Annotated in this window: 10 protein-coding genes; 9 read left to right on the top strand and 1 reads right to left on the bottom strand. The window is 55.6% G+C overall.

All coding sequences use genetic code 11. The features are described from left to right. The first annotated feature begins 206 nt into the window (after positions 1–206). From D2E25_RS09390 to D2E25_RS09375, 5 genes are all read left to right on the top strand, one after another. Positions 207–1574, top strand: coding sequence for an MFS transporter (locus D2E25_RS09390; RefSeq protein WP_125982165.1), 1368 nt, complete (start codon positions 207–209; stop codon positions 1572–1574). A gap of 382 nt (positions 1575–1956) precedes the next feature. Then, the gene (locus D2E25_RS09385; RefSeq protein ID WP_125982163.1) at positions 1957–3507 is read left to right on the top strand and encodes an MFS transporter; all 1551 of its coding nucleotides are present in this window, start codon (positions 1957–1959) and stop codon (positions 3505–3507) included. Between the two features lie 161 nt (positions 3508–3668). Beyond that, on the top strand, positions 3669–3794 hold the full coding sequence (locus D2E25_RS10820; RefSeq protein WP_277599956.1) for a hypothetical protein: 126 nt from the start codon (positions 3669–3671) through the stop codon (positions 3792–3794). Between the two features lie 258 nt (positions 3795–4052). Beyond that, on the top strand, positions 4053–5012 hold the full coding sequence (locus D2E25_RS09380; protein ID WP_125982161.1) for a TatD family hydrolase: 960 nt from the start codon (positions 4053–4055) through the stop codon (positions 5010–5012). 110 nt (positions 5013–5122) lie between these two features. Beyond that, a complete protein-coding gene (locus D2E25_RS09375) occupies positions 5123–6154 on the top strand; it encodes a LacI family DNA-binding transcriptional regulator (RefSeq protein WP_241217139.1) in 1032 nt (343 codons plus the stop codon). A gap of 121 nt (positions 6155–6275) precedes the next feature. On the opposite strand, the gene D2E25_RS09370 is transcribed toward D2E25_RS09375, so the two are convergent. After that, a complete protein-coding gene (locus tag D2E25_RS09370) occupies positions 6276–7853 on the bottom strand; it encodes an alpha-N-arabinofuranosidase (RefSeq protein ID WP_125982158.1) in 1578 nt (525 codons plus the stop codon). A 196-nt stretch (positions 7854–8049) separates the two neighbouring features. On the opposite strand from D2E25_RS09370, the gene D2E25_RS09365 reads away from it, so the two are divergent. From D2E25_RS09365 to D2E25_RS09350, 4 genes are all read left to right on the top strand, one after another. Continuing rightward, a complete protein-coding gene (locus D2E25_RS09365; protein WP_125982156.1) occupies positions 8050–9405 on the top strand; it encodes an ABC transporter substrate-binding protein in 1356 nt (451 codons plus the stop codon). Positions 9406–9716: 311 nt separating this feature from the next. Beyond that, a complete protein-coding gene (locus D2E25_RS09360; RefSeq protein WP_241217138.1) occupies positions 9717–12080 on the top strand; it encodes a KUP/HAK/KT family potassium transporter in 2364 nt (787 codons plus the stop codon). A gap of 69 nt (positions 12081–12149) precedes the next feature. Continuing rightward, positions 12150–13019, top strand: a complete 870-nt coding sequence (locus tag D2E25_RS09355; RefSeq protein WP_125982154.1) for a class II glutamine amidotransferase — start codon at positions 12150–12152, stop codon at positions 13017–13019. 73 nt (positions 13020–13092) lie between these two features. Beyond that, positions 13093–13824 (top strand): HD domain-containing protein, encoded by a 732-nt coding sequence (locus D2E25_RS09350; protein WP_125982152.1) that lies wholly within the window; start codon positions 13093–13095, stop codon positions 13822–13824. Positions 13825–14005: the final 181 nt, after the last annotated feature.

Genomic DNA, 14005 nt, shown 5'->3' with positions numbered 1-14005 from the left:
GTCATACGCAATATGACCTCGCGCCTAAACTTCCATGTCAGTTGGTGCACAACACCGCATATAAGAGAAGAAAAATCCACGCGATGCCACGGCTGCCGGGTTGCCATAAGAAACCTGGCGTGACTCACCGAGAGTGATCTCACTGCTTAATTCGGCTGGGAATTCACCGTTGGCTTCGCATACCAGTGAAAAGCAGTGTGTTTGTTATGTCTACTGCATCTGTAACCGCATCTCGCGCGCCGCATGCCGCGGGAGCGTCTTCATCCACAACCGATACAACCTCGGTGCGCGCGATCGTCGCTCGTATTGACCGTACGAATGTCACTCCTACGCTGAAGCGCATCGTCGCTCTGGTTGCCGCCGGCATGCTGCTGGACGGTATCGACGTGTACATGGCGTCGACGGTCGCTTCCAGCTCGTTGGAAACGAAGTGGTCCACGGTTCAGGAGAACTCGTGGTTCCTGTCTGCTGGTTTTGCTGGCTTGCTGATTGGTTCGCTGCTGGCAGGTTTTATTGGTGATCTGCTGGGTCGCCGTGTTGCTTATCAGCTCAACCTGTTGCTATTCGGCGGGTTCACGCTGATTGGCGCGTTTGCTCCGAATATGACGTTCCTGTCGGTGTGCCGCTTGGGCGCGGGCATTGGCTTGGGTGCGGAGATTGTGACCGGTTATGCGATGGTCAACGAGTTTGCGCCAGCTAAGACGCGTGGCCGTTGGTGCGCGATTATCTCTGTGCTTGCTAATTCTGCAGCGCCGGTGACGATGCTGCTGTGCGCGTTTATTATTCCGCGTTGGAGCTGGCGCCCGATGTTCGTTGCTATTGGTGTGCTTGCGGGCATTATTTGGTGGCTGCGCCGCGATATTCCTGAGTCTCCGCGCTGGCTTGCACTGCACGGTCGCGCTGGTGAAGCGGATGCCATCGTGAAGACGCTTGAAGCCAATGGTACTGACGATACGCCGATTGCTGACGTGCGCGCTGATGGCACGAAGCGCAATACTGCTCGCTCGGTGGCGCTGTGCTTGTTTGTTGCACTGATTGCTGTGGGGGCGACTAACGTGACGCAGTACACGTTCACTTCTTGGGTGCCGACGCTGCTGGTGAAGAAGGGTATTAATCTTTCTGGTTCGCTGTGGATTAGCACGGTGATGCTGCTTGGTGCGCCGCTTGGCTGCATTTTGAGCGCCTTGTTTGTTGATCGTATTGGCCGTAAGCGCACGATTGTGCCGGCGTTCGTAGTGACTGCTGTGTTCGGTCTGCTGTACGCTGCGCAGACTTCCACTGTGCCGGCGATTATCGTCGGCTTCATTCTCACCACGTCGCTGTATGTGACGTTCTGCGCGGTGATTGCTGTGTACACGCCGGAACTGTTCCCGACCCAGGTTCGTTTCCGTTGCACTGGTGTGGCTAACGCGTTTGCGAAGCTGCTCACTGTGTTGATGCCGTTGATTGTGGCGCACATGCTGACCGCATGGGGCTCCACGTCAATCTTTATCGCGATCTCAATCACCGCAGCCGTAGCCGCCATCGTCATCGGCGCCTTTGGTCCAGAGACGAGTAGAAAGTCGGTGGGCTGAGCCGTTAAAAAAACAGCCCAGTGGGCTGTTTTTAGGCGAAGAGCGAGCGACAGCGAGCCAGCATTGAGCCTCGCACGAAGTGCGAGTCCTTAATTGCAGGGGCCGGAGGCGAGCCGCTTCGCCATATAAAAACTGAGCGCGAGCGACAGCGAGCCAGCAACGCTCGCGCTTCGCGCGAGTCCTCACCCCGCCGACGGCGGTTCCAATACCCAAAAACGGGACGATCCCCTAGATCGTCCCGTTTTCCATATCCCCCCGCGTCGCACTTGCCCAATATGCTGGACCCTAACGCAGAACATTATTGCGCTATATTGGTCGGCACTGATCGCGATCGATCAGTTAAGATCGAGCGGGGTAACGCGATCGGAAGGCGGGCTTGCGTATGTCGGATATCGACAGTAAGGCGTTGCGCGCGGCGCTCAGCGGTACGGATATGCGCAAAATCACGCTGTGGCAGGCTATCGGCTTCGGTGTGGGCGATTCTTATGGTGGTGGTCAGCTGGTCATTATCGCCACCTATCTGGCGTTGTTCTGGACGCGATTTTGTGGCATGTCAATCTCCGCGGCGCAGGGGGTAATCGGCGTTAGTGCGCTGGTGAGCGCGGTTGCAGCATTGGCGTTTGGTGTGCTGGACGATAATCTGTATCGCTACGATATTGGCCGACGCTTCGGTCGTCGCCGTTTGCTGTTGATGATTATCGGCCCGCTCATACTCGTTGGTGTGCTGCTGTGGGTGCCGGGGCTACCGTTTGTGGTGTATGCGCTGGTGTACATGTTTTGGGTGGTGCTTGCGCAGCTGTTTCAAACGGCGTATAACCCGCTGCCTGGCGAGATGACTTCTGACTTTAATGGTCGAGCAAAGCTATCAACAGTGCGTTTGTTTATTTCCACGGGTGCGGGCACGCTGATTCCGTTGGCTGGCGGCGCGGTGTTGGCGGTGTTTGGTGAATCGAGTCCGACTGGCTATATGTTGTTCACGATTACCACCACGGTGCTGTTTGCGCTGGCGGTGTTTGCGTGCTGGCGCTGTACGTGGGAGATGACTCCGCAGGCTGCGGGTTTTGGTGCGTGGGCAAGTGGCGAACGGCATGACGGGCATATCGGTGTGCGCGGTTGGTGCCGTCGAGCAGTGAAAGTGTTGCGCGAATATGCGAGCACGTTGACGGTAAAAGAATTCCGCAAGCATTTAGCGATTTACTTGCTGGTGCAAGTGTCGATGGATGTGTTTGGTCAAACATTTGTGTTTTTTGTGGTTTATGACTGGAATCGTACGGCTGCGTTTGCGTCGCTGCTGTTGGGTTGCTCAGTTATTTCGCTGCCGTTGATGCCGTTGTTTGGCTTTGGGTTGACGCAGTTTGGCCCGCGGCGCATGTATGCGATTAATTTCACCGGGTGTTTGATTGGTGCGGGTTGGCTGTTTGCTGCGTGGATGCTGGTGGGCCGAATGCCGAGTGTGGCTTGGATGGTGTTTGCGGTGACGGGCTCGTTGTGGTTTTTTGCATTTAAGTCGTTGTGTGGCTATTTGCCATGGTCGGTGTTTCCTTATATTGCTGATATTGATCAGATTGTTTCGAAGCGTTACCGGTCGGCTACATTTTCTGGTATTCAGGCGGCTTTTCGACAGTTATTTTCTGGGATTGCGACGATTGGCGTAGGTGTAGTGCTTGGTGCGATTGGCTTTGATGCGACGCGCTCGTCGCAAACGCGTGTGGCGTCGATTGGCTTGGGTGTGGTGCTGCTGGGCTGGTTTTGCGTGGCGATGATTGTGTGCTGGATTGTGTCGGCGCATTTGCGTATTGATAAGCGCACTGATGGCATAGTGCTCGCGGAGATTACGCGACTGCGCAATGGCGGGGCTAAGGCTGATGTTGATGCGCGTACGCGTTCTGTGGTTGAATCGCTTACTGGCGTGCCGTATGAGCGGTGTTGGTGATTGCAAACGTGAACAGAATGTAAATAATCAAGAGAACCCGACAAATATACAAAAGATGAGACGAAAGCGGCATGAAACCGCGATCTCTCCAGACGTATGCTGAAGCCACAACAGAAGATAGATAGACGGTAAAGACATAAAAACTTTTTAAGGAGAACATCATGAAGAACGAAACTATGCTGGACAAGGCCCTGCGCTCCCCGATGGCTGCCACCGATCCGTCCCTCGGCCACTACGCACTGTCCCAGGCTGCTTGGGGTCTGATGAAGAACCTCATCCGTAAGTAAGAGACTTCTTATCCATCAATAAGGCCCATGCTGTTGAAACGGCATGGGCCTTATTGATGTCTCACCGTTTGTGTGCCTATCTAGGCTGTCTGGACCCGGTGTGTGCATATCCGGTCCATTTAGATACCCCCTTAGTGGTCTACGTAATCCGGATATGCACACACCAGTGGTAGATGGTCCGGAAATGCACACAATGGGTCTTGGTGAACTGGGGGTCTTGGTGGGTTGGCTACACTGGGCTGGCTACACTGGAGGGCCATGAGTAAACATCATCATCGCGATCGTAGTTGGGCTCCTGCACCGCCCGCGCTTCCGCCAGACGCACACGTTATTGACGACCATACCCACGTGGCATCCGTTATCCCCTTCGCGCGCGCTATGAGCCACGAAGCCGTGGAAAAAGGCCAGCCAGAAGTCCCGGTATACGATGTCGACGAACTGCTCGGTCAAGCTGCGGCGGTCGGCGTGGAAGGCATTATCGACTGCGGTTGCGAACTGCCGAACCTGATGACCGCTATCCAAATGGCTATCGACCATCCCGGCGCAGTGCACGCGGCGATCGCCATTCACCCCAACGAATCTGTGCTGCACGGCCATCGCGGGGTTCCAGGCCCGGATGGTCTCGATCTCAAATACAAGCCGTGGCACGATACGTCTTTTGAGGATGCGCTCGCGGAAGTCCATCGGCTCGCCACCACATACCCCGATCAAGTCGTCGCCATCGGCGAAACCGGCATGGACCTGTTCCGTACGGGTGAGGGGGCGAAAGAACTGCAGCGGGAGGCATTCCGCGCGCATATTGCGCTGGCTAAAGAACTGAACCTGCCGATGCAAATTCATGATCGTGACTCGCATCGAGAAGTTATTGAAACGTTGCTCGCTGACGGCAGCCCGGAGCGTACTGTGTTCCACAGTTACTCTGGTGACGCGGAAATGGGTGAAATCGCGCGCGAACATGGCTGGTACTTAAGCCTATCGGGCACGGTGAGTTACAAGGGTAACGATGGGATTCGCGAATCTGCGCGCCTTGTTGGCCTCGATCACATCATGGTAGAAACTGACGCACCATATCTGACACCAATGCCATATCGCGGTCGCACGAATGCACCCTATATGATTCCCTACACGCTGGGTGCGCTCTCGGATGTTTGTGATCTGCCGATTGCCGAGGTGGCACGTGCAACTCGGCGCACCACGAATATGGTGTACGGTATTTGATACAGCATTTGTAACGATTAAATACACCATTGCATACGCGATTGCCTACACAAAAAAGCAGGTGTGTATAGGCGCGCACTTGCTAGCCAAGTGGGAGGGAGAAGATACGGATGCCACGCAAAGCAACAGTGACGATGGCTGATGTGGCTCGCAAAGCTGGCGTATCCGTCGCATCCGTATCGAACTACCTCAATAATCGCCCATATATGAGCGAATCAATGCGCGCGCGTATTGCAAGCGCCATCGATTCCCTCGGTTACCAAATCAACCTTTCGGCGCGCAATCTGCGCTCCGGGCAAACGCATCTGCTGAAATTTGTTATTCCTGATTTGCGGCAAATCTACTTCGCGGAACTTGCTGAGGATGTGCTGGCTGCTGCACATCAGCGCGGATACGGGGTGATTGTCGAATCAACGTCGAATAGCCGTGAACGTGAGCTGGAAGCAGTGCGTTCGATGGGGCAACGAGCTGTTGACGGATTGATTCTCAGCCCGTTGATGATGCAGCCTGCCGATGCAGAATTGCTGCGCGGTGATTATCCGCTAGTAGTGCTGGGGGAGCGGCTGTTTGACGTGCCAGCGCCGCATGTGCTGATTGCGAATCGCTCCGGTGTGCGTGAGGCAACGGAGCACTTATTGCGCGCCGGCTGCCGGCGTATCGCCGTGGTGGGAGCTGCGGCGCGGGGCAATACCGAACTGTCATCGCGCACGATTCGTACGCAAGGCTATCGGGATGCGCTGCGTGAGGCGGGCGTGGACTTTGACCCAGCGCTGATGATCGTGACCGAAGGCTGGGGGAGCCTTGATGGCTTGACGGCCGCGCGGCGCATGATCGACGACGGCTTACCGTTTGATGCAGTGCTTGCGCTCAACGATTTGATGGCGTGGGGCGTGATGCGCGGCCTGCGCGATAACGGCATACGCGTGCCGGAAGATGTGCGCGTAGTTGGCTTCGATGATTTGGATGAGTCGGCGTATGTGAGCCCGTCACTGACTGCAGTTGACCCGAATCGTACTGAGATTGCGCGGCTGGCGGTCGAATCAGTCGTTGAACAAATAGAATCCGGTCGGCGCGCACCCGCGCAAACAGTAGAAGCGCCAGCGCGCTTGGTGTGCCGCGAGTCCTCGCCCGCAGTGGAATAAACACAGTGGAATAGCTCACAGTGGAATAATCACAGCGGAATAACCACAGCGGAATAGCAGAGTGGCCTTTCCTATAGATGATGGAGGAAAGGCCACTCGTGGGTTGCTTTCTAGCGGTGATTTACAGCGTGAACTCAATCGCCGTCCATGAGACTGCCGGCAGGCTGAAGGTCACGGTGTGGGATTCGTCAACGGTGACATCCAACGCAGTTGGCGTAACAGCCAGCGGATTATCCGCAGTGTTCTTGCGATACGGATCATCATCATGCAACAGCTGCGCGCGAGTAACGGTGACATTGTGCTCGCCAGCTTGGCTCTCAAGCCCATCGAGCGACAGCGTTACCGTGTGCGCGTTGTTAAGATCACGATTCACGGCCAGCAGCAGACCAGTGCGCGTTTGCGCATCCCATGTCACCACCGCGTCGATGGCGGCAACATCGCCGTATGTTGCCGTGTGAATAGTCGGAGAGTCAATAGTGGGCGCGTAGACATTGCCGCGCGCCTTGGCTGCCGCCTCGGCAAATGGGTAGAACGTGGTTTGCTTCCATGCAGGGCCATTGGGTTCGGCCATAATCGGCGCAATGACATTCACGAGCTGTGCGCGCGATGCGGAACGTACGCGATCGCAGTGCTTCAGCAGCGTAATCATCAGCGATCCCTCAACTACAGCATCTGCTGCAGAATAAATATCTTCGAGCAGATGCGGTGCCTTAGGCCACGCTTCATGATGCAGGCCTTGCGTAGCTTCGGCCTTCCACTGGGCTTCCTGCTCATTCCACGCGTCGGAATACCACACGCCCCACTCGTCGAACGAGATCGCAATGTCCTTGTCGCCGTGGTGGGCGGCCTTAGCGGCGTCAGCCTGCTCGGCGACGGTGGCGATGAACTGTGCCATGTCTTCAGCGGAAGCGAGGAAGTCTTGCAGTTCGCCGCGATCCGCGGTTTTGTGGCCGTGATCGTAGTAGTACGCGTGTGCGGAAACGAAATCGAGATTGTCGTAAGCCTTGGTGAGTACCTTGCGCTCCCATGTGCCGAAAGTGGGCATGTGTGCGCTGGACGATCCGCATGCGACCAGTTCGAGGCCAGATTCAGCGAGTTTCATCGCGTGTGCGACCTTGTCAACTGCGGAAGCGTATTCATCTGGATCCATGTGACCAACCTGCCATGGACCGTCCATTTCGTTGCCAATGCACCACATGCGGATGTCCATTGGCTCAGTGATACCGTTAGCAATGCGCTGATCGGCCCAGGCGGTGCCAGCTGCACCGTTGACGTATTCGAGCTCGTCGAGCGCAGCTTTGAGCCCGCGGGTGCCCATGTTAACGGCAAGCATGATTTCCGTACCGGCTTTGCGGCTCCAACGGTAGAAATCGTCGATGCCCATTTCGTTCGTTTCGGTGCAGTGCCAGGCAAGATCGCGGCGTACAGGGCGTTGGTCACGCGGGCCAGTGCCGTCCTCCCAGTTGTAGTTAGATACAAAGTTGCCGCCGGGGTAGCGCACGCACGTAACGCCGAGTTCGCGCACTAAATCAAGCACATCGGTGCGGAAACCGTCTTCGTCAGCGCTGGGGTGACCGGGTTCGTAAATGCCTCCGTATACGCAGCGACCAAGGTGTTCGACAAACGATCCGAACATGCGCGGCGGGACGTCGGCGACGGGCGTGCGGTCGGCTGGAATGGTAATGATAACGTCGTTCATGATGTTAGGCTCCTTTGACTGGTTTCATATCGGCGTTTCACGGTGAAATGAAGCGTTTTCTGGTATTACAGCCCGCTGTGTTTGCGCAACCATAATTTTCTTGTTATACTTTGTTGAAACGATACAAGGCATGGTTGACAGTGATCGTCCGCAGTGCTGGATCGTTCGGGAAAAAATAATGAAGGAAGGAAGAACGATGAAGTTCACGATGAAGAAGGCTGTGGCTTTTGTGGGTGCTGCAGCAATGCTGGTTCCACTGGCCGCTTGCGGTAACAGCTCCAGCAGCACGGCTGGTGATTCCAGCTCTAGCGATAAGACCATCAACCTGACCGTTTGGTCTTGGGATTCCACGCTGCCGCGTACGGTGGAAGGCTTTGAGAAGGCCAACCCGAACATTAAGGTGAAGGTTACCAACGCTGGCACCAACAAGGACGAGTACACCGCTCTGTCCAACGCTATCGAAGCTGGCTCCGGCGCTCCGGATCTTGCGCAGATCGAGTACTACGCACTGCCTGAATACATCATTCGTGGCAACCTCGAGAACATCGGTGATCTGGGTGCCTCCGACTTCTCTGACTTCTACACTCCGGGTACTTGGGCTTCCGTGCACGTCAACGATGGCGTGTGGGCACTGCCGATGGATTCCGGCCCAATGGCTTGGTTCTACAACAAGGACGTCTTCGACAAGGCTGGCGTTGACCCGACTCAGGTCAAGACTTGGGACGACTTCTACGAGGCTGCTAAGAAGGTTCGTGCTACCGGCTCCTACATCACCTCCGATTCCGGCGATGCTGGCTTCTTCGACTCGATGACCTGGCTGGCTGGCGCTTCCCCGTTCAAGACTTCTTCCGATGGCAAGACGGTGTCCATCAACCTCACCTCCGACGACAAGGTGGAGTCCTTCATCGACTTCTGGCAGAAGATGATCTCCGAGGATCTGATCGACACCAAGACCGTTGGTTGGTCTGACGATTGGAACAAGGGCCTGAACGACGGCTCTATCGCCTCCCTGCTCACCGGTGCTTGGATGCCGTACAACCTGCTCTCCGGCGCTCCTGACGGTGACGGCAAGTGGCGCATCACCCAGATGCCGACCGCTGACGGCTCCGCAACCAACTCTGAGAACGGTGGTTCTTCGCTCGCTGTGATCAAGTCTGACGACAAGGCCAAGGTTGAGGCTGCTTACAAGTTCGCTGAGTACGCTTGCCACAACGCTGAAGGCATCAAGACTCGTGTTGATGGCGGTGCATTCCCGGCTGATAACGACACCCTCAAGTCTGACGACTTCCTGAGCATGACCTCCTTGACTGACTCCGACGGCAACGCTCACGAGTACTTCGGTGGTCAGAAGTTCAACGAGGAGCTCGCTAAGGCTGCTGCCAACGTCTCCACTGGCTACTCCTTCCTGCCGTTCGAGGTTTACGCTCGCGGTAAGTTCGGTGACTTCGTCAGCAACGCTTACACCGGCAAGGGCAAGCTGTCCGACGGTATCGCTGCTTGGGAGAAGGACCTCAAGTCCTACGCTGAGAACCAGGGCTACACGGTTAAGTAACCTGAATACTTCTCACCCATTCGCAAGAGCGCTTGAGTTATAGACCCAAATGGGGCATCGAATACATCGATGCCCCATTTTTGTATGTTTTTGTTCTCAAATCGGTTATTGAGTGGGGATGTAATGGTCAAAAACCATTGATTTTGCCCTATTTTGGGATTGCTTGCAGTAAAGAGCCCGCTATGGAGTTGGCAAAATTCCTAAACGCGAATATACTGACTGCTTGAATTGTAAGGGATTCGTAAACGCGGGTCTTGAAACAGTTGCGTTGTTCACGAGCGGGGAAACTCCCCGCCGATGGAGGAAGCATCATGGCTCAAAAGCCCGATGACACGCTGCTGCGCGCTGACACATTCACCAACGCGCCGAAAGTCTCCAGAAAAACCCTCACCAAAGAAGAGCGGCAGGAGCTTGTCAAGCAGCAGGAAGCGGAAACCAAAGAGGCGGAAAAGCTCGCGAAAAGCGCAGCAAAAGGTCCTCTCGGGCGCTGGTGGCAGCGCGTACAGTCCGGTCCGAATCGCATCACGTTTGGCATGGCGATCGTCGCCCTCGGCGTGGTGTATGGCGATATCGGTACGTCGCCGCTCTACACTGCGCAAACCTTCCTCTCCGGCCAAGGCGGCATCGCCAACGCGGACCGCGAAGCCGTGCTCGGTATGCTTTCGCTCGTATTCTGGTCGATCACACTGATCACCACCGTAAAATACGTGCTCATCGCTATGCGCATCGATAACAAAGGCGAAGGTGGCATCTTCGCACTGTATTCATTGATTCGCAAACACGGCTCATGGCTAGCCATCCCCGCCATGCTCGGCGGCGCGGCCTTCCTCGCTGATTCAGTGCTCACTCCAGCAGTCTCCATCAGCTCCGCTGTTGAAGGTCTCAAAACCTTGCCGCCGCTCGAAGGCGTGTTTTCCGAGAACGATTCACTCACGTTGATGATCACCGTCGTGATTATCGTCGTACTGTTCTCCGTACAGTCACGCGGCACCGAAAGTATCGGTAAAGTATTCGGTTCAGTCGTGCTGGTCTGGTTCAGCTTCCTCGCCGTCGTCGGCGCTGCCAATCTCTCGAATGATTGGAGCGTATTTGCGGCACTCAATCCTATTTATGGCGTGAAATTCCTGTTCAGTCCGCATAACGCCGCCGGCATTGCTTTGATGGGTACGGTGTTCCTCTCGACCACCGGTGCAGAAGCGCTGTATTCTGACATGGGCCATGTTGGCCGCGGCAATATTTACTTCACTTGGCCATTTATCAAAGTCGCGCTCGTCTTTAATTATTTCGGCCAAGGTGCATGGATTTTGCGCAATCAGCACAATCCGCAATATGAGCATATGAAGGGCTTGAACCCGTTCTTCCAAATGATGGATACGAACGTGCGTTACGTGGCAGTTATCCTGTCAGTTACCGCTGGCATTATCGCCTCGCAAGCGTTGATTACCGGCGCATTCACGATGGTGTCCGAAGCAACCGGTTTGAACTGGATGCCCCACCTGCAGGTGCGCTACCCGGCTCGCACGCGCGGCCAGCTGTATATCCCCGTGGTCAATTGGGTGCTGTGCGTGGCAACACTGTGCGTGCTCGCGTTGTTCAAGGATTCTGAACATATTTCAGCCGCGTATGGCTTGGCGTTGACCATCACGATGATCACCACCACCGTGCTGCTCGCTGTATATATTTGGCACGATCATCATCGCCTGCTGGCGGTGGTGTTCACGGTGGTGTTCCTTGCCATCCAGACCCTGTTCTTTATCGCATCGATGGCGAAGTTCCTGCACGGCGGCTGGTTTACGATGCTGCTGACACTGGCGATTCTGTTTGTCATGTACACGTGGAACGAAGGCACTAAGCTCGAGCGAGCACAGCGCCGTCACATGACGCCGAAGGACTTCCTGCCTGCGATCGAACGCCTGCACGGCGATTTCCGCATCCCGTATTTCGCTGACAATATTGTGTATTTGACCAGTGATACCGATATGCGCCGCTTGGATACGGATATTTTCTTCTCGATTTTCGCTGATCACCCCAAGCGTGCTCGCGCTTGGTGGGCAGTATCCGTGCAAACTACGGACGAGCCGTTCACGCGCGAATACTCAGTGCAAAACTTCGGTACGAACTTCCTATTCCGCGTGCGTATTCGCCTTGGCTTCAAGGTTTCCCAGTCTATCCCGGTGTATTTGCACCAGATCATGCATGATCTCTCGCAGTCCGGCGAGCTGCCGCAGCAAAAGTCAATCTATCCGAAGGTGGATGCCGATCCGGAAATCGGCACGATTCGCTACGTGCTGATCCACAAAGATTTGATGCCAGAATCGAAGATCTCTACGCGCGGCGAAATGTCATTGCGCGCAAAGTACGCGATTCGCCATATGGTTGGCTCGCCGGTCAAATGGTTCGGTTTGGCACCGTTCAACCCGCTGGTTGAAGTGCAACCGCTGTTTATTCCGACTCGCCGCCCACCGCGTTTGCAACGTGTGCCATTGCGCCGGCGCGAACCGCGCGCAGTGGAATCGTTCGGCAATGGTACGACTGCGGGCGGTAGTGGAGTCAACGGCGCGGTACCGGAGGATATCGGCAATGAAAAAACCGTTGTGATGACCAAGCTCACCGATTCGGTAGTGCGCGAAATGCGCAAAGAACAAGGCGAACAAAGCAATCATGCGGGCGAATAACGCCGGATATAAGGAACGTGTATAACCGCCTCCGCCAGTCGCGCGTTCGGTCCTATAAAGTTACCTACCATGTGCAGATTACTGGGATACGCGACTTCGGGAATCAACCTGAGCCTCAACGACGTTTTAGGACAAACGGCGGTTGAGGATTTTCGCGAACTCAGTGAAATTCACAACGACGGCTGGGGTGTTGCACTGCTGTCGAACCCTGCACAGCTGCCGTTCGTGCACGATGGTGGCGCGCCGACTCCGGAAACCGGCACCAAGCTGTACAAGAGCACGCTGGCAGCGCGCTTCGACCCGATTTTCAACGATTTTGCAGCTGACGCGGCGCGTGGTGGCCTGTGGCACTTGCGCCTCGCTAGCTCCAATCTGCCGCTGATTCTCGAGAACCAGCAACCGTTTTTCGCTAATGGATTGAGCTTCATTCACAACGGCGATATCTCTGACGATAACGGCGTAAACATCGTGTACAACGCGGATTACCCAGTCAATCACGGTGCGTTCCTCTCCACCGGCGGCCGAAGTGATTCCGCGATTTTCTTCGCGGTGATTCTCGAATACATTGCGTTCGGATTCCAGCTTGATGAAGCCGTTGCTCAGGCTGTTCGCCAGTTGCGTCAGACCTACCCGAAGTCCAGCTACAACTGCATGATCCAGAGCCAAGATCAGCTCGTTGTGCTGTGTGCTGCCGGCCGCGAAAAGACGTCGCCGCGCATTGTTGAAATTTACGACGAGTACGGCAAGGGCGAAAAGGCGCACGACTATCGCGTCATCCGCTACCGTGGCGTTACCGACGCGAACGGCAAGCCTGCCGGCGTGGTTGCTGCAAGCTCCGGTTTCGACCAGGAAGAATCCGACGGCTGGAACGTGCTGCACAACGATGAGATGATCGTGGCTTCTAACCGTACGGGTGAATATCACCTGCGCACTATCTGATGGTGCGCATAGGCAGCCGTTCACCGAAGGCTCACCAGTGTCATTGCGCAAGGCGGCTTCTACAATGAGCCGTATGACCGGTTATATTCCCACACTTGACCAAATTGACGAGCTGCATCACAAGATTGCGCCGTCGCAGGCTGCCTACGACCTAGTACATACGCATTGCGTGATCGTTGCGACCATCGCTCGTCAGCTGGCACGCCGGCAGAACGCGTTATTTACCAATCGTTGCAAGCTTGGCGACACTGCCGACGATACTGCTACATTACCTGACGCAGTGCGCGCTTCCGCGCAGGAAGTAACCGGCGGCAAAGCGCCTACACGGCTGATTGACGAGCATATGGTGACAATCGGTGGACTGCTCCACGATATTGGTACTTATCTGGTATTTCGCCACGACGGTACCGACGGTGAGCCGCTCAAATTCAGTGGTAAAAACTATATTCGTCACGGCCTGCTCGGCTATCAGTATTTGCTGGATGAAGGCGTGGATGAGTCGGTTGCACAATTCGCGCGCAATCATACGGGTGTTGGACTCACTCAGCAGATGGTCATCGCGCAGAACCTGCCGCTACCTCCGGTTGACTACATGCCGGTAACACTCGAACAGGAAATCGTGATGGTGGCCGATAAATACAACAGCAAGTCGGTACCGCCCAAGTTCCTCACTGTAGACGCCTACACGCGCCGCGCTGCACGATATGGCGAAGAGAACAAGCGCCGCTGGCTGGAACTGGTCGCGCAATATGGTGTGCCAAACATTCCCGCGCTGGCGGAGAAATATCATATGCGCGTGATCTAAAGGCTCTTCGTATTTTGTTGTTATGCCGGATGCTGGTTGCGGTGATTGTGGCGTGACGCTCCCATTACCGTGGTAGGTGGGTTTCATGAGAGAGTGGAACTTGTACGGGTCGCGGTCCCCGGTATGGCTTTTGCTCCCTGCCGTCGTTGTCAGGACGAACGGTTTACTGAGTGATGCCGCC

The sequence above is a fragment of the Bifidobacterium goeldii genome, assembly GCF_003951095.1.
In the GTDB taxonomy this organism is placed as follows: Bacteria; Actinomycetota; Actinomycetes; order Actinomycetales; family Bifidobacteriaceae; genus Bifidobacterium; species Bifidobacterium goeldii.
This window is presented reverse-complemented; position numbering and strand designations above follow the sequence as displayed.

What these genes read in the sequence shown, in the direction of transcription:
- D2E25_RS09390 (WP_125982165.1), top strand. Translation starts at nt 207, where the DNA reads ATGTCTACTGCATCTGTAACCGCATCTCGCGCGCCGCATGCCGCGGGA.
- D2E25_RS09385 (WP_125982163.1), top strand. Translation starts at nt 1,957, where the DNA reads ATGTCGGATATCGACAGTAAGGCGTTGCGCGCGGCGCTCAGCGGTACG.
- D2E25_RS10820 (WP_277599956.1), top strand. Translation starts at nt 3,669, where the DNA reads ATGAAGAACGAAACTATGCTGGACAAGGCCCTGCGCTCCCCGATGGCT.
- D2E25_RS09380 (WP_125982161.1), top strand. Translation starts at nt 4,053, where the DNA reads ATGAGTAAACATCATCATCGCGATCGTAGTTGGGCTCCTGCACCGCCC.
- D2E25_RS09375 (WP_241217139.1), top strand. Translation starts at nt 5,123, where the DNA reads ATGCCACGCAAAGCAACAGTGACGATGGCTGATGTGGCTCGCAAAGCT.
- D2E25_RS09370 (WP_125982158.1), bottom strand. Translation starts at nt 7,853, where the DNA reads ATGAACGACGTTATCATTACCATTCCAGCCGACCGCACGCCCGTCGCC.
- D2E25_RS09365 (WP_125982156.1), top strand. Translation starts at nt 8,050, where the DNA reads ATGAAGTTCACGATGAAGAAGGCTGTGGCTTTTGTGGGTGCTGCAGCA.
- D2E25_RS09360 (WP_241217138.1), top strand. Translation starts at nt 9,717, where the DNA reads ATGGCTCAAAAGCCCGATGACACGCTGCTGCGCGCTGACACATTCACC.
- D2E25_RS09355 (WP_125982154.1), top strand. Translation starts at nt 12,150, where the DNA reads ATGTGCAGATTACTGGGATACGCGACTTCGGGAATCAACCTGAGCCTC.
- D2E25_RS09350 (WP_125982152.1), top strand. Translation starts at nt 13,093, where the DNA reads ATGACCGGTTATATTCCCACACTTGACCAAATTGACGAGCTGCATCAC.